Here is a 20,711-nt window from a genome sequence, read left to right as displayed (position 1 = left end):
GCGGTGCATGATGCGGTTAAAGCCCGGTTCATCCCAGGGAGGTTTCATGACGATCAAGAAGGTTCGCAAGGCTGTTTTCCCGGTGGCGGGGCTGGGAACGCGCTTTCTTCCGGCGACCAAGTCGATGCCGAAGGAGATGCTGACCGTCGTCGACAAGCCACTGATCCAGTACGCTGTCGAAGAGGCGCTGGAAGCGGGGATCGAGCAGATCATTTTCGTGACCGGCCGCGGCAAGGGCGCGCTGGAGGATCATTTCGACATCTCCTACGAGCTGGAAGCCACGATGAAGGCGCGCGGCAAGTCGCTCGCCGTGGTCGAGGGTATTCGCCAGAAGCCCGGCTCGCCCGTCTATGTCCGCCAGCAGGAACCGCTGGGCCTGGGCCATGCGGTGTGGTGCGCCCGCGAGATCGTCGGCGACGAGCCCTTTGCGGTGCTGCTGCCCGACGAGCTGATGGTCGGCGGTTTCATGAAGCAGATGGTCGAGGCCTATGACCAGGTCGGCGGCAACGTCATCGGCGCGCTGGAAGTGCCCGACAGCGAGACCGACAAATATGGCATCATCTCGCCCGGCAAGCAGGATGGCCGCCTGACCGAGGTCACCGCCCTGGTCGAGAAGCCCAAGGGCAAGGCGCCGTCGAACCTGATGATCCCTGGCCGCTACATCCTCCAGCCCGAGGTGATGCAGATCCTCGACGCGCAGGAGCCGGGCGCGGGTGGCGAAATCCAGCTGACCGATGCGATGGCCAAGCTGATCGGGCGCCAGCCCTTCCACGGCTTCACCTTCGATGGCCAGCGTTACGATTGCGGCGACAAGGCGGGCTGGCTGACCGCAAACCTGGCGCTGGGTCTGGCGCGTGAGGACATCGGTCCGGCGGTGCGCGCGTTCGCCAAGAACCTGCTCGGCTGATTGGATTCTTCTGAATGGATGAAGGGGCGGGGCCGAAAGGCCACCGCCCCTTTTTTATTCTTCCCCTGCAAGGGGCAACTGTGATGTTCATGCGAAAGCGATAGGCTGTCGCTTTCGGATCATGGCGTTGAGGATGACGAGGAGTTGCCGTGCGACGGCGATGAGGATCGTCTTGGGCGCGTTGCCCTTGGCGCGCATCCTGTCGCGCATGGCGGTGAGGACGGGGATGCGCCGTGAAGCGTTGAGGGCGGCGATGTAGAGGGCTTCGCGAACCTTTCGCCGCCCACCCCATATGCGTCTGGCGCCGCGCCATGTCCCACTTTCGCGGGCGTGCGGGGCGAGGCCTGCGAGCGAGGCGATCTTGCGGCGGCACAGGGTGCCGAGTTCGGGGAGTTCGTCGAGCAGGGTTGCCAGGACGGTGGGTCCGATGCCGGGGACGGCTGTCAGCAGCCGGGCCTCTTCGGCCAATGCCTGATCCTCGGCGATGAAGCCTGCGATCTGTCGGTCGAGATCGGCAATCTGCTGGCCGAGCAGAGTGATCATAGCTTCGATGGCTTGTGCGATTTCGGGCTGACCTGCGCTGTGGCGATGCAGCTTTTCGGCTTTGCGCATGTCGACCAACTGCCTGCGGCGACGCAGGAAATCGGCCAGACGCGACCGGGCGGGGCTGAGCGGGATGGTGGCGGGCAGATCGAGTGCCGCGCCCATCTGCGCGAGCACACGGGCGTCGACGCGGTCGGTCTTGGCCAGCGTGCCGGTGGCTCTGGCAAACTCGCGGGCTTGGCGCGGATTGACGCGTGAGAAGGGATGGCCACGTGTCGCCAGCGCAGCAATCAGGTCGCCGTCGCAGCCGCTGGTAGCCTCGAAGACGAGGCGGATGTCGTGGTCGAGCGTGTCGAGCCAGGTGGTGATGGCATCCGGTGTATTGGCGATCTGCCCGATCCGACCTGATGGCAGTTCGCAGATGTCGATAAGGGCACGCGAAAGGTCGCAGCCGATGACGGCCTGTGGCATGGGTAAGGCTCCTGTCCATGTCGTGCGGGATCAGCAGTCCCAAGCAACTGTTCAGGGTTGTGACCAACGCGGAAGGGACCCTTGCTCCCTATCGGGCTCCAGACCCTCGGGGGGGACGGGCTCCCTTCCGCAACACCTTCATACCAGCATCACATCAGACAGGGGGGGGGGACCAGCGAAGCTGGTGGAGGGGTGTCGCCGGTTGTGAGGAGACCCACTCTTGCCGAGCGGGACACCCCTCCGTCAGGCCTTCGGCCCGCCACCTCCCCTGTAAGGGGAGGAATGAGCATCAACGCTCGCGCCGTTCACCCCGCCGCCCCAGCCAGGCGAAGGTCAGCATGATGACCGTTGGCCACAGCATCGTATTCCACATATCGAACCAGCTGGCGGGCAGATTGCCTTCATCGGTGGGATAGAAGGGCTGGAGCAGGTCATAGGTCTCGTTGATCGTCTCGATCACCAGCACAGTCAGCCAGCAGCGCCAGTCCCAGGGCTTGCGCCGCAACACCAGCGCGGAGAGGACCAAGATCGCCATACCTGCATGGGCGTGCAGCGTGCTGTCGGGCAGGCCGGTGACCTGGCCGATCCAGCTCTTGTCGCCGGTCCAGTTCCACCAGCCGGACGGCGGGGCGGGGGGCGTGCTCATGCCGCCACCGCCGTCGCACAGCGGCAACCGGGGTCCTTGGGCAGCACCAGCGTCCGAAACCGCATGGACAGCATGTCGGCGATCAGGATGCTCCCGGCACTGTCGCGTCCGAACGGCGCCACGGCGCGTAACGTCTCTAGCGCGGCCAGACTGCCCATCACGCCCGTGACCGGCCCCAGCACGCCGTCATCGGCGCAGGTAAGCCCGGCCTGGTCCGCCGCATCGCCCACGAAGCAGCGATAACAGGGCTTGTCCGCCTCCCATCCGCGATAGACTGCCAACTGCCCCTCGAACTGTCCCACCGCTGCCGAGACGAGCGGGATGCGCAAGCCCAGCGCGGCATCGGCGACCGCCAGCCGGGTGGCGAAATTGTCGCAACCGTCGAGCACCACGTCCGCGCCTTCGATCAGCGCGGCGATATTGCCCGCGTCCACGCGCGTCCGGTGCACGGTCAGCGCGACATGCGGGTTGAGCCGCGCGACATGGGCGGCGGCGGCCTCGACCTTTGGGATGCCCCGATCCTCGGTGGTGAAGATGGTCTGGCGTTGCAGGTTGGATGGCTCGACCACATCGTCGTCGATCAGGGTCAGGGTGCCGATCCCGGCGGCGGCGAGATACTGGATGGCAGGCGAGCCGATGCCGCCTGCACCGATCACCGCGACCCGTGCCTGTTTCAGCCGAATCTGGCCGCCGCCGCCGAATTCGCGGAGTACGATATGGCGGGCATAACGGGCGAGTTCTTCGTCGGTCAGGATCATCCCGGCGCCGTGCCTGGCCATGTGTAGGTGATGACGGTGCGATACCAGCGATCGCCCTCCATCATGGTGCGGTGCGCCAGGTGACGGAGCATCCGCTGTGCCACGCCCGCGCTATATTGTTCGACCGTGGGGCAGCCTATCGCCAGCGGGACGATGGTTTCGGCACCAGCGTCGGCGCTGATTCGCACCGCCATCGGCACGACCAACACCATCTGTTCGTCCGTCGCGCGCGCGCGGGTGCAGCGGCCCGCCGCCACCTCGTCGCGAACGAAGCGCACCATGTCGGGTCCGGCGGGCGGCAGGGTGATCGACGCCAGGGTCGACCAGTCGTGCGGCGGTTCGTTCGGGCTCACCGGCGGGGTCGCGGCCTGGAGTGCGGCGGCGATCAGCAGCGGGGCGATCATCGCCCGGTCGATCCGAAGCCGCCGTCCCCCCGCTGCGTCGCGTCGAGGTCCTCGACCTGCGTAAAGGTCGCGCGCTGGACGGGGGCGGGGACGAGTTGGGCGATGCGCTCACCCCGCACCACCTCGAACGGCTGGTCGCCCAGATTGGCGAGGATCACCTTCACCTCGCCGCGATAATCCTCGTCGATCGTGCCGGGCGTGTTGAGGCAGGTGATGCCGTTCTTCAGCGCCAGGCCCGAGCGCGGGCGCACCTGCATCTCATACCCCGGCGGGATCGCGATGGCGAAGCCCGTGGCGATCGCGGCGCGTTTGCCGGGCTCCAGCGTCAGCGTCTCGGCCGCGACCACGTCCATACCCGCCGCGCCGGGGGTCGCATAAGCGGGCAGAGGCAGCCCCTCGGAATGGGGCAAGCGTTTGAGAGCAATGGAAATCGGTGCAAGCGTCATGACGTCGCTTGTAGCGCATCCGCGATGCGTTGCGCGAGCCCCCTGGCAACATCGTCCTTGCCCATCCGCTCCCAGCTCTTGACCCCATCGGCGGTGATCAGGTGGACGCGATTGGCCTCGCCGCCGAACACGTCGCCCGACACGTCATTGGCGACGATCCAGTCGGCTCGCTTGCGGGCGCGCTTGGCGATGGCGTGGTCGATGACGTTCTCGGTCTCGGCCGCGAAGCCGACGACCAGCCGGGGGCGATCGGGTGAAGCGGCGACGGTGGCGAGGATGTCGGGATTCTCGACCAGGGTCAGTGCCGGGGCCGCGCCGCCATCCTTCTTCAGCTTCTGTCCGGCGGCTTCGACTCGCCAGTCGGCGACCGCGGCGACCATGACGGCGGCATCGGCGGGTAGCGCGTCGGCAACTGCCCAGGCCATGTCGCGGGCGGACTCGACATTCACCCGGTCGACGCCCGGCGGAGTGGGCAGCGTCACCGGTCCGGCGACCAGCGTCACCCGCGCGCCCAGCGCCGCCAGTGCGCCTGCCACCGCAAAACCCTGTCGCCCCGAGGAGCGGTTGGCGATGTAGCGGACCGGATCGATCGGCTCGTGAGTCGGACCCGCGGTCACCAGCACATGCCGCCCTGCCAGTGGGCGATGGGAGGGCGTCAGCTTCGCCTCGATCGCGGCCAGGATCGCGGGCGGCTCGGGCAGGCGGCCGGGGCCGAATTCGCCGCATGCCATCGCGCCTTCGTCTGGAGCCATCACCTCGACCCCATCGGCACGCAGCCGGGCCACGTTACGCTGGGTCGCGGGGTGAAGCCACATGCGCACGTTCATGGCGGGGGCCACCAGCACCGGCGTGTCGGTGGCGAGCAGCAGGGTGGTCGCCAGATCATCGGCATGGCCGTTCGCCATGCGCGCCATCAGGTCGGCGCTGCCCGGCGCGACGACGACCAGATCGGCCTCGCGGCTGAGCTGGATATGCCCCATCTCGGCTTCGTCCTTCAGGTCCCACAGGGTGGTAAAGACCTGATTCTCCGACAGCGCGGCCAGCGTCATCGGCGTGACGAAGTGGCTGCCCCCTTCGGTCAGGACGCAACGAACGCTATGGCCATTCTTGCGGAGCAGGCGGATCAGCTCGCAGCTCTTGTACGCGGCGATACCGCCGCCGACGATCAACAGGATATGGCTCATCGCACGACTCGCGTCACGGTGATGCGTCGCCGGTCGCGCGCGGCCAGGATCAACTCCCGCACCGCATCGGGCGCGAAGACGACGCCGAGGAAGAAGAGCGGCGACAGGCCCAGCACCAGCACCGGCGATCCCGTCACCAGCGTCAGCAGCGCATAGACCGCCATGGTCACGCCCGCCCGCCGCGCGGCGGGGGCGCGCCAATGCACCCAGCCGAGCGCGGCCAGCACGGCCAGCGGCACCACCACGCTCGTTGGCAGGAAGCCGATCGCCTGTGCGTCCGCCACGGCGGCGATCAGCGTGCCCGGCGCGATCACATGGACGGGGCTGCCCATCGCCGGGTCGACCGCACTGACCAGCGTGTTCAGCGCATGGGCATGCGCCGCCAGCACCAGCAGCGCCACCGCCAGCGCGGTCATCCATCCGATCGCCTCCCGCCGCGCGCCTGCCTGCGCCGCCAGCACGAGCATGACGATCGCATAGGGCAGCGCCATCGGCGTCAGGATCATCGCGACCAGCCCCAGCGCCACCGCGCTCAGCCCCGCTTCGGGGCGCCGCTGGACCAGCGACAGGGAGATCAGCATCGCCGCCCAGCTTTCGGGCGCGGTCACCATCGGGCGACTGGGGAGCGGATAGAAACCGGCGATCAGCAGGATCGCGAGCAGCCCGATCGCGGACCGGGTCTCCAGAACCGGCACGACGCGCCGCAGCCATCCCGCGATCATCGCGATGCCCAGCAGCAGCAACCCGCCATGCCAGACCAGGGTCGGCAGCGCGGCCAGCGTCACGAACAGCGCGGGCAGCGGCACCGCAAACAGCGCAGGCCTCAGCGCCCGGTCATTCTCGCGCAGCGCATCGAGCGCGGCAGGATAGAAGGACTGGCCGTGCCGCACATGGTCGAGGATCGTCGTCGTGACGGGCGGCAAGCGTTCGCCGACCGGCTCGAACGCCCCTTGCGTCGCATAGCCGATGGCGATCAGCAGGATCAGCAGCGCCAGAATCCCGCGCGCGACCATCGGCGACAGGCCCGTCATCCGCCCCGGCTGGCCGAGCCAGAGCGGCCGCTGGCTGCGGCGAAGGGGGGCAGGGGGCGTGCTGCCCGGCATGGCGACCCCCGGCACGCTACCGAAGCACGGCCAGCGTCGCGGCCACACCCGCCGCCGCCGAGGCCATCGACAGCAAGGCATAGCGCCAGCCGCCGCCGATCCGAACCACCTCGATCTGCTTGAGCGGCGGCGCGGGCGGCTCGCCACCCGGCGCGGGGTAGCGTGCCTCGATCCTCCGTACCAGTTCGGGTAAGCGGGCGAGCGTCTGCACGTCCTCGATCAAGCGGTCGGCGATCTTCGCCTCCGGCCCCAATTCGGTGCGAATCCATTCGCGCACGAACGGCGCGGCCGAATCCCACAGGTTGATATCGGGATCGAGACTGGTCGCCACGCCCTCGACCATCACCATAGTCTTTTGCAGCAGCAGCAGATGCGGCTGCGTCACCATGTCGAAATCGCGGGTGATCGAGAACAGGCCGTCCAGCATCATGCCGATCGACATGTCCTTGACGGGAAGGCCCCGCATCGGCTCGCCGACCGCACGCAGCGCGGTGGCGAACTCGGCGACATTGTGGTGGGCGGGGACATAACCCGCCTCGAAATGGATCTCGGCGACGCGCTTATAATTGCCAGTGATCAGGCCATAGAGGATTTCGGCCAGCCACACCCGCGCGCGCCGGTCGATCCGGCCCATGATGCCGAAGTCGATCGCGGCGATCTTGTTGCCGGGCAGGGCGAACAAATTGCCCTGGTGCATGTCGGCGTGGAAGAAACCCTCCGCGATCGCCTGCCGCAGGAACGCCCGCACCAGGGTCTGCGCCAGATGCGGCAGGTCATAGCCTGCCTCGACCAGCGCCTGCCGGTTGGACAGCTTGATCCCGTCGATCCACTCGACGGTCAGCACCTTGGCCGTCGATCGCGCCCAGTCGATCTGCGGCACCATGAAGTCCGGCTCGGCGGTCATCGCCTCGGCCAGTTCGGAGGCTGACGCCGCCTCGCGCCGGAAGTTCAGTTCGCGCAGCGTCCAGCGGCGAAAATTCTCGACGGTCAGGCGCGGGCGCAGGCGGGCAGCCTCGCCGCTCATCCCCTCGACCTGGGCTGCGGCCCATTGATAGGTGTCGATGGCGCGGGCGAAATCCTCCTCGACGCCGGGGCGCAGCACCTTGACCGCGACCGTGCGGCCATCGGTCGTCACCGCACGGTGCACCTGCGCGATCGAGGCGGCACCGACCGGCTCCTCCTCGATTGACGAAAAGAAGTGCGAGGGCGGGCGGCCCATGCTCGCCTCCATCGCGGCGGCGATCGTCGCGAAGGGGACGGGGGGCAACTGGTCCTGAAGACGGAGCAGATCATGTGCGGCTTCGTCGCCGACCAGGTCGGGTCGGGTCGCCAGCGTCTGGCCCAGCTTGATCGCCGCCGGGCCGATCGCCTGGAACGCATCGGCATAGGCCGGCTTGGCGGGCACGCGCGCGCCGAAGCGGGCGATACGCGCCAGCCGTCGCACGGGCGCGGGCGTATTGGGATCGCGCTCGATCCCCCGCAACGCGCCATGCCGCGCCAGCGTCCGCCCCCATTTGAGCAGACGCCAGAGATGCACCACCGGCTGCGTCACAGGGCGAGTCCGCCCAGGCGTCCTCGCATCAAATCTTCCAGCCTGAATGGATCGCGACCAGGCCACCCATGATCGGCTCGACCTTGGTCTCGATGAAACCGGCCTCGCGGATCATATTTTCGAAAGTCGGCATGTCGGGGAAGCGACGGATCGACTCGATCAGATAGCGATAGCTGTCCGCATCGCCCGCCAGCATCTGGCCCAGCTTGGGCACCAGCTTGTGCGAATAGGCGTCATACACGTCCGAAAAGCCGGGCCACACGGTGGTCGAGAATTCCAGGCAGAAGAACCGCCCGCCGCGCCGCAGGACCCGGTGCGCCTCGCGGAGTGCCGCCGGGATGTCGGTGACGTTCCGGATGCCGAACGCGATCGTATAGGCGTCGAAGAATTTGTCGGGGAAGGTAAGGGACTCTGCATTCGCCTCGATCCAGACCAGCTCGTCGAACCCGCGCTCGGCCGCGCGCTTCATGCCGACCTCCAGCATCGCCGGATTGATGTCGGCCACCGTGATGCTGGCACCCGACTCGGCCAGGCGGAAGGCGATGTCGCCGGTGCCGCCCGCCATGTCGAGGATCTGGTCGCTGGCGCGCGGCTTCACGCGGCGCACGAAGCGGTCCTTCCAGAGGCGATGCATGCCACCCGACATGGCATCGTTCATCAGGTCATATTTGGCGGCGACGTTGGTAAACACGCTGCCGACACGGGCGACCTTTTCGTCGCGGGGCACATCTTCATAGCCGAAGGAGACGGTATCGCTCATGAGGATGCCCTAGCCCGGCCTTGCTGGCGGGGCAAACGCTACCTAGCTGTTTGGCGACGAAAGCCATTCAGAGAGAAAATGCCCGAACTTCCCGAGGTCGAAACCACGGTCCGCGGCCTGACCCCGGTGCTGGCGGACGCGCGGCTGACATTGGTCGAGCCGCGCCGCCCGGACCTGCGCCATCCCTTTCCGGCCGACCTGCGCCAGCGGATGACGGGGGCGACGGTGACGTCGCTGGGTCGCCGCGCGAAATACGGCCTGATCGACACCGATCGCGGCGATACCATAGTCTTCCACCTCGGCATGTCGGGGCGCTGGCGGATCGATCCGGGCGAACCGCAGACGCACGATCACCTGCTGCTGGAGACGGCAGCGGGACGGCGGCTGGCGCTGAACGATCCCCGACGATTCGGTTTCGTCGATCTGTGGTCGACCGCCGATCTGGCCAGCTATCCGCCCTTCCTGGCCATGGGGCCCGAGCCGCTGGGCCCCGACTTCACCGCCGATTATCTGGCCAACGCGCTGGAAGGGCGGGCGGCACCGATCAAGGCGATGCTGCTCGACCAGCGGATCGTGGCTGGATTGGGCAATATCTATGTCTGCGAAGCGCTGCACATGGCGAAGATCACGCCGGGGCGCGCTGGCGGCCAGATATCGAAGGCGCGACTCGCTAGGCTGGTCGAGTCGATCCGCGCCGTGCTGGAGGCCGCGATCCTGGCGGGGGGATCGTCGCTGCGCGATTATGTGCGACCCGACGGCGAACTGGGCTATTTTTCCAAGGAGTGGCGGGTCTATGGTCGCGAGGGCGATCCGTGTGAATGCGGCACGATCGTACGGCGTCGGACCGACTCCGGGCGGTCGACTTTCTGGTGTGCGAACTGCCAGCGCAGTTGACGGCGGGCGCACCAACCGGTAAGGGGCGCGGCTTCAAAGCTGGTGCGTCGCGCCGCTATCCCTTTTGATCGAGATTTAGAGGTTTTCATGGCGAACACGCCGCAGGCCAAAAAGCGTATCCGTCGCAACGAGCGTCGCGCCGTCATCAACGGCAACCGCGTCAGCCGCATCCGTACCTTCGTGAAGAAGGTCGAGGCCGCGCTGGCCGCCGGTGACAAGGAAACCGCGACGGTCGCTCTGGCTGCGGCGCAGCCGGAAATGGCACGCGGTGTCGCCAAGGGCGTGCTGCACAAGAACACGGTCGCGCGCAAGTTCTCGCGCCTGACCAAGCGCATCGCCGCGCTGGCCTAAAAGCCTCTCGGTTTCCGCGACGAAAGCAACCCGCCGGGGGCGGTCCCCCGGCGGGTTTTTTCGTGCGCCTGCGGTTTGCGTTAACGCTATTTCGGACTCGATCCGAAGGAACAAATCCGCGTTTCGCGTAAGCCCAGCATTTCCCGCGATTCGAGTGATTCGGGATTGTGGCTGGAGCTCATGCATTTGGTTAATATCGTTATATATCAGATACTTGTGAGATAATTGGACGGGATTCTGCGGCCTTTGGCCTGTCAATCCGGTTTATTTCAGATTTATGGCCGCGGACGGACTTGATCGGACCCCGCCATGGCTCATAATCGGTATCCCAGCAGCGGTGCTTCGTGCCCGCGTCATGGACATAGCGAAGTGGCATCACCGGGCCGAATCCATATTTGATTCGCCCATGGGGATTGTGTCGCCGAGTGGAATTGGGGGTTCGATCGCGTTTCTTGCGATCGGCGGAACTGGAGTGCGTGTGTGACGAATTGGCAGGCAACGCGACCGACGACCGACCAGGCCCGTGCCTGGGCGCGCGTCCGCGCGAACCTGCGCGAATCGGCTGGCGCGCGCCTGTTCGACCAGTGGCTGAAGCCGATGGAGCTGATCGAGGGTGACGAGCCCGATACGGTCCGCCTGGCGCTCCCTTCGGCCTTTGCGACCAATTGGGTGCGCAGCCATTATGCGGACCGCCTGCACCTGGAATTCAAGGCGGTGCTGCCCGAGATTCGCTCGGTCGTCATCGAGACCCGCGCGCCCAGCAAGGTCGTCCGCCTGACCAGCGTCGAAACGATGGAAGCGGCGCCCGCTCCCCGCGCGGCGCAGGCTGCGGCCCCGGTCGAGTCGCAGCCGGTCGAGGACGAGGAGCAGCCCTCTTTGTTCGGCGATCCTTCGCCCAAGCCGTTGCGCGTCGTACCGGCGGTCACGGCTGCCGCGCCGACGCCAGCGCCAGCCCGCCCGGCCCCCCGTGCCGCAGCTAAGGCCGCTCCGGTCGCTGCACCCGCGCTGCGCGTGGCCAGCGACCGGCCGCCGCTCGATCCGCGCCTGACCTTCGATCGCTTCGTGGTCGACTCGTCGAACCGCGTCGCGTTCAACGCCGCGCTGTCGCTCGCCGAGCCGGGCCCGCCGCGCTTTAGCCCGTTGTTCCTTCATGGCGGCACCGGGCAGGGCAAGACCCACCTGATGCATGCCATCGCCCATGCCTTTCTCGAGTCGCATCCCGAAGCGGTCGTGCTGTGCATGTCGGCCGAGCGGTTCATGTTCGATTTCGTCGCCGCGATGCGCGCGCGCGATACGCACAGCTTCAAGTTGCGGCTGCGCTCCGCCGATCTGCTGCTGATCGACGATCTTCAGTTCATCGCGGGCAAGGATTCGACCCAGGAAGAATTCTTCCACACGGTCAACGAGCTGGTCGGTGCGGGCAAGCGGCTGGTCATCTCGGCCGATCGTTCGCCCCAGTCGCTCGATGGCGTGGAGCCGCGCATCATCGGTCGTCTGGGTGCTGGGCTGGTGGCCGACATCAAGGCGCCCGACCTGACGCTGCGCCGGACGATCCTGAACCGCAAGGTCGCCGATCTTCCCGAGATCCATGTGCCGACCGATGTGCTGGACCTGCTGGCCTCGCGCATCCGCGGCAATATCCGCGAGCTGGAAGGCGCGCTGAACCGCGTCGTCGCCTATGCGCAACTGACCGGCGACAAGATCGACATGGAATTCGCGGTCGCCACGCTGGGCGAGGTGCTGCGTGGCGCTCAGCGGCGCATCACCATCGATGAAATCCAGAAGCTGGTCAGCCGCCATTTTGAGCTGAAGCCGCTCGACCTGGTCTCCGCCCGTCGCGCGCGGGCGATCGCCCGCCCACGCCAGATCGCCATGTATTTGGCCAAGCGCCTGACCACCCGGTCGCTGCCCGAGATTGGACGGAAATTCGGTGGCCGCGATCACTCGACCGTCATCTATGCGGTGCGGAAGATCGAGGAACTGCGCGATACCGACCGCGATATCGATAATGCGGTGCGCGTGCTGATGAAGGAACTGGAGGGCTGAGGCTCTTTGGGGCGGAGCGTGGGTTTGGGCCGCGCTCAGCCTATATCGTGGAGAGCCCGATCGACCGTCGGTGCTCGCTGATATCGGATCACGCGATCCTCCACCGGTTTCAATACATGCACAATCCTGGGTCGCACGGCTCTGGGCCATTGCCAGCAATAGAATAGGAACGCGGTGTCCAGCCGTTCCGGGCATCCCGCCGCGCTGTCGGGGCGCTGTTGACCATGATAGCGCGCGATCCGCCGCAGGATACGCGGGATCGTCACGCGGCGCGGAAGATCGAGCAGGATAATGCGTTCCGCTTGCGACAGTCTTGCAGTGATCGCAGGGCCGTAATGCGCGCTGGAATAATTGCCGTCGATCACCCAGGCGGGCTGTGCGGCCAGAGCGGCCATGTCGGCGATAAAGTCTTCACGCGCCCGCGCGACCCAGTTGGGGCCGTGGAACAACGCATCGGCGTGATGGATGGGCAGGCCCAGCCGCTCGCCCAAATGCCGGGCCAGCGTCGACTTGCCGCTGCCCGGCGGCCCCATCACCATGATCCGGGTGAGGACCTTAGTGATGGGGCCGGGGGGCATCAGATTTGCAGACCCATGGTCCGCTGCACGTCGAGCAGCAGCGGCGCGGCGAGATCGCGCGCCTTCTCGGCCCCGCGTTCCAGGATACGGCCGACCTCGCCGCGATCGTCCAGCAACCGGGTCAGCCGCTCGCGGATCGGGCCCAGCGTGGCGACCGCCAGATCGGCCAACTCGGGCTTGAACGCGCCGAAGCCCTGGCCTGCGAATTGCGCCAGCACATCGGCGGGCGCACGGTCCGCCAGCGCGGCATAGATGGTGATCAGGTTGCGCGCCTCGGCCCGGCCTTCCAGCCCCTCCATCGTGTCGGGCAGGACGTCCGCGTCGGTCTTGGCCTTGCGGAACTTCTCGGCAATCTGGTCATCGCTATCGATCAGCTTGACCAGCGACATTTCCGACGGGTTCGACTTGGACATCTTCGACGCACCGTCGCGTAAGCTCATGATCCGAGGTGCCGCCTTGCTGATGAACGGCTCGGGCAGGGTGAAGAGCTCGCGACCATAGTCGTTGTTGAACTTGGTCGCGATGTCGCGGGCCAACTCCAGATGCTGCTTCTGGTCCTCGCCCACCGGTACATGCGTGGCATTGTAGAGCAGCACGTCCGCGGCCATCAGCACCGGATAGTCGTACAGCCCGACGCTGGCGCCCTCGCGGTTCTTGCCCGCCTTGTCCTTGAACTGGGTCATGCGGTTCAGCCAGCCGACGCGCGCGACGTTGTTCAGCAGCCAGCTCAGCTCGCTATGCTGGGGCACGCGGGTCTGGTTGAACAGGATCGAGCGTTCGGGATCGATCCCGGCCGCGATCAGGGTCGCGGTCATCTCGATGGTGTTGTCCGCCATCGCCTCGGGCGCGATCCATTCGGTCAGGCCGTGCAGGTCGGCGATGAAGTACATCGTCTCGCCACCCTGGGCCTGGATGTCGTCCTGCATCGCCACCCACTGCTTCACGGCGCCCAGATAATTGCCGAGATGAAGGTTGCCCGTGGGCTTGATGCCGGAAACGACGCGCATGATGGTCCTCAACTGTTGCGGCGAACGAGCCGCTTGATGTCTCCGAGACGGAAGGCGCCCGTCGCGAAGGTGGCGACCGCATAGACCAGCATCCCCGTCGCGACCAGCACGATGAGCGCACCCCAGCGCTCGAGGTTGGTGCCGGTGACATAGGGCTGGAACCGTTCGTTGAGCAGCGCCATCGCCCCGCCCATCAGGATCGCAGCGACCAGCATCCGCCAGCTGCGCCGCCGCAACTGCGCGTCCGCCACGAAATGCCCGCGCCGTGCCAGCGTGCGATAGAGCAGCACGACATTGACCGTCGAGGCGATGGCGGTGGCCAGCGGCGGCCCCATATGGCCCAGCCACCAGATGAAGATCAGGTTCAGCCCCAGATTGACCAGCATCGACCAGGTCGCATAGCGCACCGGCGTCCGCGTGTCGGCGCGCGCATAATAGCCCGGCGTCAGCACCTTCACGAGGATATAGCTGGGCAGGCCGATCGAGAAGGCGGCAAGCGCCTGTGCGGTATAATAGCTGTTGGTCGCGGTGAACTTGCCATGCTCGAACAGGGCGGCGACGATCGGCTGACCGCAGACGATCAGCGCGACGGTGGCGGGCAGGGTGAGCAGCAGCGCCAGCTCCATGCCGCGGTTCTGCGTCTCCATCGCCTCGACCTCCTTGCCCGCGCCCAGCAGGCGCGAGACGGTGGGTAGGAGGACGGTGCCCAGGCCGATGCCGATCAGCCCCAGCGGCAACTGGTTCAGCCGGTCGGCGGCATAGATATAGGATACCGATCCCTCGGGCAGGAAGCGGGCGGCCAGCGCGGTCGAGATGACGAGGTTGATCTGCACCGCGCCCGCCCCGGCGGCGGCGGGCAGGATCAGCTTCATTAGCCGCTTCACGTCGTCGTTGATGACCGGCCGCTTCAGCCGAAGCCGGACGCCCGCGCGGCGGCACGCCCACCAGAGCCAGACGAATTGCAGGATGCCCGCGACCGTGACCGCGATCGCCTGGTTGCGGGCGGTCGCCATCGGGTCATGCGTGTGGAAGAACAGCACGGCGACGATCAGCGTCAGGTTGAGCAGGATCGGCGCGGCCGCATTCACCCAGAAACGATGCAGCGAATTGAGGATGCCGCCCAGCAGCGACACCAGGCTGATGAACAGCAGATAAGGGAAGGTCAGCCGGTTGAGCAGGACGATATAGTCGAACTGCGCAGGCGTCCCCTTGCCATAACCGAAGGTCTGGACCCAGGTGACGGGCCAGGCGGCCAGCTCGACGATCGCGGTCATGACGATCAGCACGGGCAGCAGGACCGAGAGGGCATTCTCGGCAAAGGCCAGGCCGTGCGCCAAGCCCGAGCCCTCCGCCGCCTGATCGCCTTCTGCCACCTTGCGGTTGAACATCGGGATGAAGGCGGCGGAAAAGGCGCCCTCCGCGAAGAGGGCGCGGAACATGTTGGGCAGGCGAAACGCGATCTGGAACGCGTCGGAGGCGAAGTTCGCGCCCACGAAGCGGAAGAACAGCGAGTCGCGAACCAGACCAAGCACCCGGCTGGCCAGAGTCAGCCCGCCGACCGAGCCCAGTGCCTTGGTCAGGTTCATGTGTCAGCCGGGATCAGGCGTGGCCGGTTTCCGGGGTGTTCGGCTGGGCGGTGCCCGCCTGCGCCTCGGCCTGCTGCAGGTACAGCTGCGCGAAGTCGATCGGCTCCAGCATCAGCGGCGGGAAGCCGCCATCGCGGACCGCATCGGCCAGCACGCGGCGGGCGAACGGGAAGAGCAGGCGCGGCGCTTCGCCCAGCATGAAGGGCTGGATCTGGTCGACCGGCACGTTGCGGAAGCCGAAGAGACCGGCATAGCTGAGGTCGACGATGAAGGCGGTCTTGCCCTCGGACTCGGCGCGAACCTCGATCTTCAGGGTCAGTTCGTGGACGTCCTCACCGACCTGGACGGCCGAGATGTTGAACTGCACGTCGATGCCCGGCGCGGTCTGCGCCTGATAGATGGCGGGCGCGTTCGGATTCTCGAACGACAGATCCTTCACATATTGCGAGATCATGCCGGCGGTGGGGGCCGTGTCGTCGCCCTCGGCGGTCGGCGCCTCGAAGCCCTGCGGCAAACCCTGTTCGTCCATCGTCAATACCTTCTTGCGTGAGATCAAGTGGGGATAGGGAACCGAAAGGGCGGGTCCGCGCGTTCGGCCATATGGCCGTTGCGCGTAGCAGCGGGCCGATACGGATTCAACCTTGCCCACCTGTTCCGGGCGGCCGGGTTTTCTTTGGTCGGCCATGCGCCTATATCGGCCCTGATAGTGAAAGGCGCTTGTGTTGTTATTCTACGTCGTCCTCCTCGCCATGGTTGCGCTCTTCCTCGCGCTGAGGCTCTACAGCGTGCTGGGCAAGCGGACCGGTCATGAACAACAGCCGCTGGCGCGCAGTGCCGACGACCGGCCGCTGCCGGTCACGTTGCCGCGTGCGCCCGAGCCCGCCCAGGCGGCGACGCCGGTGGTGAACCGCAACATCGACCCGCAGGCCGAGCAGGGCCTGCGCGCGGTCATCGGAGGCGAGCCGGGTTTCGACGTGGCGCAGTTCCTGAACGGCGCGCAGAGCGCCTATCGCATGACACTGGAAGCCTTTTGGAAGGGTGACGAGGACGTGCTGGCCGATTTGGTCGAAGCCGATGTGCTGGCCGCGTTCGCCGAGGCGATCGAGCAGCGGCGCGAGGCCGGGCAGACGCTCGACAACCGACTGATCCGGGTCGACAGCGCCAAGATCGTCGACGCGCAGGTCCAGGGCCGCGAGGCGCGGATCACCGTGCGCTTCGACGCCGACATCGCCGCCGTCACGCGCGATGCGGACGGCAACGTCATCGCCGGGTCGCTGAGCGATGCGGTCGAGACGCACGACGTCTGGACCTTCGCCCGGATGCTGAAGAGCGGCGATCCGAACTGGAAGCTCGTCGATACCGACGAAGCTTGAGCCGGTCTGACGGGGGAGTGCGCGCGATGAGGGGGTATCGCATCGCGACCATGGTCGCGCTTTCGGTCGGTCTGTCCGCCTGCGCGGGACGGATCGTTCCGCCGGGTGCTGCGGAATATCCGTCCGGCCCACGGAACCAGGCACCCCGTCCCGGGCCGCGTCCACGTCCCAACCATTCGACCGCGCAACCCGCTGGCCCCGCCATTTCGCGTGTGCCGAACGGCCCCGTCCGCATCGTGCCCGCGACGCCCTTGCCCGCGAGGCCTGTGGTAGCGGTTGCTGGTGCGGCCACGGCGGCGCAGGCGGGCATCATCGCCGGACCGCCGGTCGCCTCTCTGCCGATGACCGAGGATCAGGCGGAAGCGGCGCGGGCGGCCTTTGCCTTGTCCTGCCCCGGTCTGATGCGCCGCACCGATGCCAGCGGCCTGACGCAAGGGGCCGACTGGCAGGCTGCCTGCCAAGCCGCCGCCAGCGTGCCGCGTGGGGGCGCCCGCGATTTCTTCGCTCGCTATTTCGAAGCGGTGCAGGTCGGCGACGGCCGCTCACTGGCGACGGGCTATTACGAGCCGGAAATTGCGGGCTCGCGTGAGCGGCGCTCCGGCTATGAAGTGCCGATCTATGCCCGGCCGCGCGACCTGATCGATGTCGATCTGGGCGCCTTCACGACCGACCTGAAGGGCAAGAAGATACGCGGCAAGGTGCAGGGCACCAACCTTGTCCCCTATGACGACCGCACCGCGATCGAGCAGGGCTCTCTGGAGGGCCGTGCGCCGATCCTCGCCTGGGGGGCGGACCCGATCGAGGTGTTCTTCCTCCAGATCCAGGGTTCGGGACGGTTGCGGCTGCCCGATGGCGGGATCATGCGGATCGGCTATGATACGCAGAATGGCCGCGACTATACCGGTATCGGCGCGCTGATGAAGGCGCGCGGGCTGCTGGGGCCGGGCCAGACTTCGATGCAGGGGATCGTCGCCTGGTTGCACGATCACCCAGAGGAAGGCCGCGCGATCATGCGCGAAAATAAGAGCTTCGTTTTCTTCCGCGAGCTAAACGGCGCGCCGCAGGGGGCGATGGGCTATGCGGTGACCGGACAGGTCAGCGTGGCGGCCGACCCCAAATTCGTGCCGCTCGGCGCGCCGGTCTTCCTGTCGATGGACCGACAGGATGCGACCGGTCTGTGGGTCGCGCAGGATACTGGCGGCGCGATCAAGGGCTCCAATCGGTTCGACACCTTCTGGGGTGCCGGCGATACGGCGCGGGCCGTTGCGGGCGGCATGTCGGCGCGCGGCACCGCCTTCCTGCTGCTGCCGGTCGGAACGTTGGCGCGGGCCGGGATCGTGGCTCCTGTCGGGACGGTCGGTGCGTTACCTCAACGCTGACGAGGCGCAACTCTGGGCGAGGGTGATGGAGACGGTGCGCCCCTTACGCGCCGCCCTCGTTCCCGCCCGGCCCGCACCGCCGCCGCCGACCATGGAGGCGGTGTTTCAGGAAACGCCCGGTGCGCCCAAGGTGCGGGTAAAGGGCCGTGTGCCACCACTTCGCCAACCCGCGCCGCCGCCAGCCATGGCCAAGAAGGGGCCGGGCGAGACGCTCGACGGCGGCTGGGACAAGCGCCTGTCGCGGGGCAGCGTGATGCCCGACAGCTCGCTCGACCTGCACGGCCATACGTTGGCCTCGGCCCATGCGCTGCTCGACCAGGGGTTGGGCCGGGCCATCGCGCGCGGTGACCGGGTGCTGTTGCTGGTGACCGGCAAGCCGCCGCGCCCCGAGAGCGAGCGTCCCCATGCGCGCGGTGCGATCCGGGCGGCGATCAGCGACTGGCTGGGGTCCTCGCGCCATGCCGATGCGATCGCGGCCATCCGCAACGCCCATCCGCGCCACGGCGGGCAGGGCGCGCTCTATATCGTCTTCAGGCGCCCGCGCGAGCGATGACGCCCGCATAGATGCGGGTGAGGGCGTAAAGGTCGTCCACCGCCACCGCTTCGTCGACCTTGTGCATGGTCGCGTTCAGCAGCCCGAACTCGACCGTCGGGCACAGCTTCGACAGGAAACGGGCGTCCGACGTGCCGCCGGTGGTCGACAGCTCCGGCTCGATTCCGGTCTCGGCGCGGATCGCATCGGCGATCATGGCGGAGAAGGCGCCGGGCTGGGTCAGGAACGCCTCGCCCGAGATACGGCCGCTCACCTGCGCGGCGGGGGCGTGGGCCCGCGCGATGGCAGTGATCCGTTCGACCAGCGCTTCGCCGCTCTGCTCATCGTTGAAGCGGATCGACAGCCGGGCCTGCGCCGCACCTGGAATGACGTTGGTCGCCGGATTGCCGACATGCAGGTCGGTGATCTCAATATTCGACGGCTGGAACCAGGCATTGCCGGTGTCGAGCGTCACGCCCTCGATCTCCGCCAGCATCGCGACCAGCGGGGTGATCGGATTGTCCGCGAGGTGCGGATAGGCGACATGGCCCTGCCGCCCCGGCACGGTGATCCAGATATTGACCGAGCCGCGCCGCCCGATCTTCATCATGTCGCCCAGCCGATGCGCGGAGGTGGGCTCGCCGACCAGGCACAGATCGGGAGCCACCCCAAGCTCGGCCATCCGGTCGATCAGCGCGCGGGTGCCATAGACGGCGGGGCCTTCCTCGTCGCCGGTGATGATCAGCGACAACGGGATGGTCGGATCGGTTGGGATCGCGGCCACGAAGGCGGCAACCGCGCCCTTCATATCTACCGCGCCGCGTCCGAAGAGCAGGCCGTCGCGTACTTCGCCGGAGAAGGGAGAGCCCTGCCACCCGTCGCCTGCGGGCACGACATCGACATGGCCCGCAAAGGCCAGATGCGTGCCCGTCCCGCCGCGTGTCGCCAGCAGGTTCTCGACCGGGCCGTCCGGCTCCTCGCCGACCGTGAAGCGATCGACGGTGAAGCCCAGCGGCACCAGCGCGGCCTCCAACACGTCGAACACGGAGCCACGCGCAGGCGTGACGCTGTCGCTACGGATCAGGGCTTGGGCGAGGGCAAGGGCGTCGGTCATGAGCTTCGCATAGGCAGCGGCCGGACGATCGGCAATCATGGGATTTACCGCGCTGACGGACCCCATGCGCTCCGGTATCGTTCCTGCCCCCAAGCAACAGGAGCAAGACGATGAACGACCCCGATCCCAACGGCCACAAGGCGGGCAAGCGGCTGTTGCTGTGGCTGGTCATCGCATTGGGGATTGCGGGGGTGCTGCTCTACACCTTTACCTCGCGGGTCGCCGAACCGGCAGCCGACCAGCGCGCACCGCTGAACGAGGTGCCCCCGGCGGCGCGATGAGCCGGGCAGGGGGAGAGGCCAGAGTGTTCGCTTCGGCGGGCCGAAGGTTTATTCGACCGGCTGCTCGAACCGCTCGATGACCCATTCCTCTTCCCGCGCGCCTGCGATCCAGTCCTGCATGAACGGATGGCGCAGCACCGCGTCCATATAGGGCACCGCGAAGCGCGCCACGGGCAGCTGATAGGTGACGATCCGCGTCACCACCGGCGCGAACATGATGTCCGCCGCGCCAAACGCCCCAAACAGAAAATCACCGCCGCCGCCAAAGCGCGCGCGCGCCTGCGCCCACAGCTCCATGATCCGCTTCAGGTCGACGATCACATCTTCGTCGGGGGCCTGGGCGGGATAGACCTGCCGGATGTTCATGCTGTGCTTGCGGCGTAGTGCGACGAAGCTGGAATGCATTTCCGCCGCCATCGACCGGGCCATGGCGCGCGCGGCCTCGTCCTCGGGCCAGAAACGGTCGCGCCCGACCTTGTCGGCTAGATAGTCGATAATGGCCAGGCTGTCCCAGACGACCGCCTCGCCGTCCCACAGGATCGGCACCTTGCCCGAGGACGGCGCGAACTCGGCCCCCTCGCGGCGGCGGTCCCAGTCGGCGTCATAGAGCGGCACGACCACCTCCTCGAAGGGAATGCCGGACTGCCGACAGGCGAGCCAGCCGCGCAGCGACCAGGAGGAATAGGCCTTGTTACCGATGATCAGCTTCATGGAACAAGGCGTAACGGGCGCGGGCCCGTGTCGCAACCGCACAAAAAAGGCCCGTTCGGGGGAACCGAACGGGCCTTCGTGATCT

The 20,711-nt window shown here is 67.1% G+C and carries 23 protein-coding genes; 8 read left to right on the top strand and 15 right to left on the bottom strand.

The annotated features are described in order from the left end of the window. Positions 1 to 46: 46 nt before the first annotated feature. Positions 47 to 907, top strand: a complete 861-nt coding sequence (gene galU / locus SSA01S_RS03070; protein WP_058716743.1) for a UTP--glucose-1-phosphate uridylyltransferase GalU — start codon at positions 47 to 49, stop codon at positions 905 to 907. A gap of 87 nt (positions 908 to 994) precedes the next feature. Here the strand turns inward: galU and SSA01S_RS03065 are convergent, their stop codons facing one another. The 9 genes from SSA01S_RS03065 to SSA01S_RS03025 all read right to left on the bottom strand — a co-directional run bounded on the left by SSA01S_RS03065 (position 995) and on the right by SSA01S_RS03025 (position 8,774). After that, positions 995 to 1,921 (bottom strand): IS110 family RNA-guided transposase, encoded by a 927-nt coding sequence (locus SSA01S_RS03065; RefSeq protein WP_082794899.1) that lies wholly within the window; start codon positions 1,919 to 1,921, stop codon positions 995 to 997. Between the two features lie 289 nt (positions 1,922 to 2,210). Continuing rightward, positions 2,211 to 2,567, bottom strand: a complete 357-nt coding sequence (locus SSA01S_RS03060; protein ID WP_156477646.1) for a hypothetical protein — start codon at positions 2,565 to 2,567, stop codon at positions 2,211 to 2,213. Beyond that, positions 2,564 to 3,325, bottom strand: a complete 762-nt coding sequence (locus SSA01S_RS03055; protein WP_061779233.1) for a HesA/MoeB/ThiF family protein — start codon at positions 3,323 to 3,325, stop codon at positions 2,564 to 2,566. Before SSA01S_RS03055 ends, SSA01S_RS03060 begins: the two co-directional genes overlap by 4 nt. Next, positions 3,322 to 3,729, bottom strand: a complete 408-nt coding sequence (locus SSA01S_RS03050; protein ID WP_061779166.1) for a hypothetical protein — start codon at positions 3,727 to 3,729, stop codon at positions 3,322 to 3,324. The genes SSA01S_RS03055 and SSA01S_RS03050 overlap by 4 nt, the downstream gene beginning before the upstream one ends. Further along, positions 3,726 to 4,175, bottom strand: coding sequence for a dUTP diphosphatase (gene dut, locus SSA01S_RS03045; protein WP_061779165.1), 450 nt, complete (start codon positions 4,173 to 4,175; stop codon positions 3,726 to 3,728). Before dut ends, SSA01S_RS03050 begins: the two co-directional genes overlap by 4 nt. Beyond that, complete coding sequence (gene coaBC / locus SSA01S_RS03040; protein WP_061779164.1) at positions 4,172 to 5,359, bottom strand: bifunctional phosphopantothenoylcysteine decarboxylase/phosphopantothenate--cysteine ligase CoaBC; 1,188 nt, start codon at positions 5,357 to 5,359, stop codon at positions 4,172 to 4,174. The genes dut and coaBC overlap by 4 nt, the downstream gene beginning before the upstream one ends. Beyond that, positions 5,356 to 6,477 (bottom strand): hypothetical protein, encoded by a 1,122-nt coding sequence (locus SSA01S_RS03035; RefSeq protein ID WP_156477645.1) that lies wholly within the window; start codon positions 6,475 to 6,477, stop codon positions 5,356 to 5,358. Before SSA01S_RS03035 ends, coaBC begins: the two co-directional genes overlap by 4 nt. Position 6,478: 1 nt before the next feature. Beyond that, positions 6,479 to 8,014 carry a 2-polyprenylphenol 6-hydroxylase gene (gene ubiB / locus SSA01S_RS03030; RefSeq protein WP_061779162.1) on the bottom strand — a complete coding sequence of 512 codons (1,536 nt, stop codon included), beginning with the start codon at positions 8,012 to 8,014 and terminating at the stop codon, positions 6,479 to 6,481. A 28-nt stretch (positions 8,015 to 8,042) separates the two neighbouring features. Further along, on the bottom strand, positions 8,043 to 8,774 hold the full coding sequence (locus tag SSA01S_RS03025) for a class I SAM-dependent methyltransferase (RefSeq protein ID WP_061779161.1): 732 nt from the start codon (positions 8,772 to 8,774) through the stop codon (positions 8,043 to 8,045). 78 nt (positions 8,775 to 8,852) lie between these two features. Here SSA01S_RS03025 and mutM point away from each other — a divergent pair, with 78 nt between their 5' ends. The 3 genes from mutM to dnaA all read left to right on the top strand — a co-directional run bounded on the left by mutM (position 8,853) and on the right by dnaA (position 12,065). Beyond that, a complete protein-coding gene (mutM, locus tag SSA01S_RS03020; protein WP_061779160.1) occupies positions 8,853 to 9,668 on the top strand; it encodes a bifunctional DNA-formamidopyrimidine glycosylase/DNA-(apurinic or apyrimidinic site) lyase in 816 nt (271 codons plus the stop codon). Positions 9,669 to 9,755: 87 nt separating this feature from the next. Beyond that, positions 9,756 to 10,019 carry a 30S ribosomal protein S20 gene (rpsT, locus tag SSA01S_RS03015; protein WP_007404699.1) on the top strand — a complete coding sequence of 88 codons (264 nt, stop codon included), beginning with the start codon at positions 9,756 to 9,758 and terminating at the stop codon, positions 10,017 to 10,019. A 480-nt stretch (positions 10,020 to 10,499) separates the two neighbouring features. After that, positions 10,500 to 12,065 (top strand): chromosomal replication initiator protein DnaA, encoded by a 1,566-nt coding sequence (gene dnaA, locus SSA01S_RS03010; RefSeq protein WP_061779159.1) that lies wholly within the window; start codon positions 10,500 to 10,502, stop codon positions 12,063 to 12,065. 35 nt (positions 12,066 to 12,100) lie between these two features. Here the strand turns inward: dnaA and SSA01S_RS03005 are convergent, their stop codons facing one another. Genes SSA01S_RS03005 through secB form a run of 4 tightly spaced genes read right to left on the bottom strand, consistent with a single transcriptional unit; the run spans position 12,101 to position 15,765 of the window. Next, positions 12,101 to 12,643, bottom strand: coding sequence for a P-loop NTPase family protein (locus SSA01S_RS03005; RefSeq protein WP_061779158.1), 543 nt, complete (start codon positions 12,641 to 12,643; stop codon positions 12,101 to 12,103). Next, positions 12,643 to 13,650: a tryptophan--tRNA ligase gene (gene trpS, locus SSA01S_RS03000; RefSeq protein ID WP_061779157.1), complete on the bottom strand. Its 1,008-nt coding sequence runs from the start codon at positions 13,648 to 13,650 to the stop codon at positions 12,643 to 12,645. The genes SSA01S_RS03005 and trpS overlap by 1 nt, the downstream gene beginning before the upstream one ends. A gap of 8 nt (positions 13,651 to 13,658) precedes the next feature. Then, positions 13,659 to 15,236, bottom strand: a complete 1,578-nt coding sequence (murJ, locus tag SSA01S_RS02995) for a murein biosynthesis integral membrane protein MurJ (protein WP_061779156.1) — start codon at positions 15,234 to 15,236, stop codon at positions 13,659 to 13,661. Positions 15,237 to 15,249: 13 nt separating this feature from the next. Beyond that, positions 15,250 to 15,765 carry a protein-export chaperone SecB gene (secB, locus tag SSA01S_RS02990; RefSeq protein ID WP_058753239.1) on the bottom strand — a complete coding sequence of 172 codons (516 nt, stop codon included), beginning with the start codon at positions 15,763 to 15,765 and terminating at the stop codon, positions 15,250 to 15,252. Positions 15,766 to 15,985: 220 nt separating this feature from the next. On the opposite strand from secB, the gene SSA01S_RS02985 reads away from it, so the two are divergent. From SSA01S_RS02985 to SSA01S_RS02975, 3 genes are read left to right on the top strand one after another with little or no spacing between them, the layout of a single operon-like run. Further along, positions 15,986 to 16,609: a Tim44/TimA family putative adaptor protein gene (locus SSA01S_RS02985; RefSeq protein ID WP_061779155.1), complete on the top strand. Its 624-nt coding sequence runs from the start codon at positions 15,986 to 15,988 to the stop codon at positions 16,607 to 16,609. Positions 16,610 to 16,635: 26 nt separating this feature from the next. After that, positions 16,636 to 17,988: a murein transglycosylase A gene (gene mltA, locus SSA01S_RS02980; RefSeq protein ID WP_206379006.1), complete on the top strand. Its 1,353-nt coding sequence runs from the start codon at positions 16,636 to 16,638 to the stop codon at positions 17,986 to 17,988. Positions 17,989 to 18,013: 25 nt separating this feature from the next. Continuing rightward, positions 18,014 to 18,541 carry a Smr/MutS family protein gene (locus SSA01S_RS02975; protein WP_061779232.1) on the top strand — a complete coding sequence of 176 codons (528 nt, stop codon included), beginning with the start codon at positions 18,014 to 18,016 and terminating at the stop codon, positions 18,539 to 18,541. Here SSA01S_RS02975 and dapE read toward each other — a convergent pair. Then, positions 18,519 to 19,634 (bottom strand): succinyl-diaminopimelate desuccinylase, encoded by a 1,116-nt coding sequence (gene dapE / locus SSA01S_RS02970; RefSeq protein WP_061779230.1) that lies wholly within the window; start codon positions 19,632 to 19,634, stop codon positions 18,519 to 18,521. The two genes, SSA01S_RS02975 and dapE, sit on opposite strands and share 23 nt — an antisense overlap. Before the next feature lie 110 nt (positions 19,635 to 19,744). Between dapE and SSA01S_RS19420 the strand changes: the two genes are divergently transcribed. Next, complete coding sequence (locus tag SSA01S_RS19420; RefSeq protein ID WP_156477643.1) at positions 19,745 to 19,915, top strand: hypothetical protein; 171 nt, start codon at positions 19,745 to 19,747, stop codon at positions 19,913 to 19,915. A gap of 48 nt (positions 19,916 to 19,963) precedes the next feature. Here the strand turns inward: SSA01S_RS19420 and SSA01S_RS02965 are convergent, their stop codons facing one another. After that, positions 19,964 to 20,626: a glutathione S-transferase gene (locus SSA01S_RS02965; protein WP_061779154.1), complete on the bottom strand. Its 663-nt coding sequence runs from the start codon at positions 20,624 to 20,626 to the stop codon at positions 19,964 to 19,966. Positions 20,627 to 20,711: the final 85 nt, after the last annotated feature.

Origin of the sequence: Sphingomonas sanguinis NBRC 13937 (genome assembly GCF_001591005.1) — a bacterium.
GTDB classification, from domain to species: domain Bacteria; phylum Pseudomonadota; class Alphaproteobacteria; order Sphingomonadales; family Sphingomonadaceae; genus Sphingomonas; species Sphingomonas sanguinis.
This window is presented reverse-complemented; position numbering and strand designations above follow the sequence as displayed.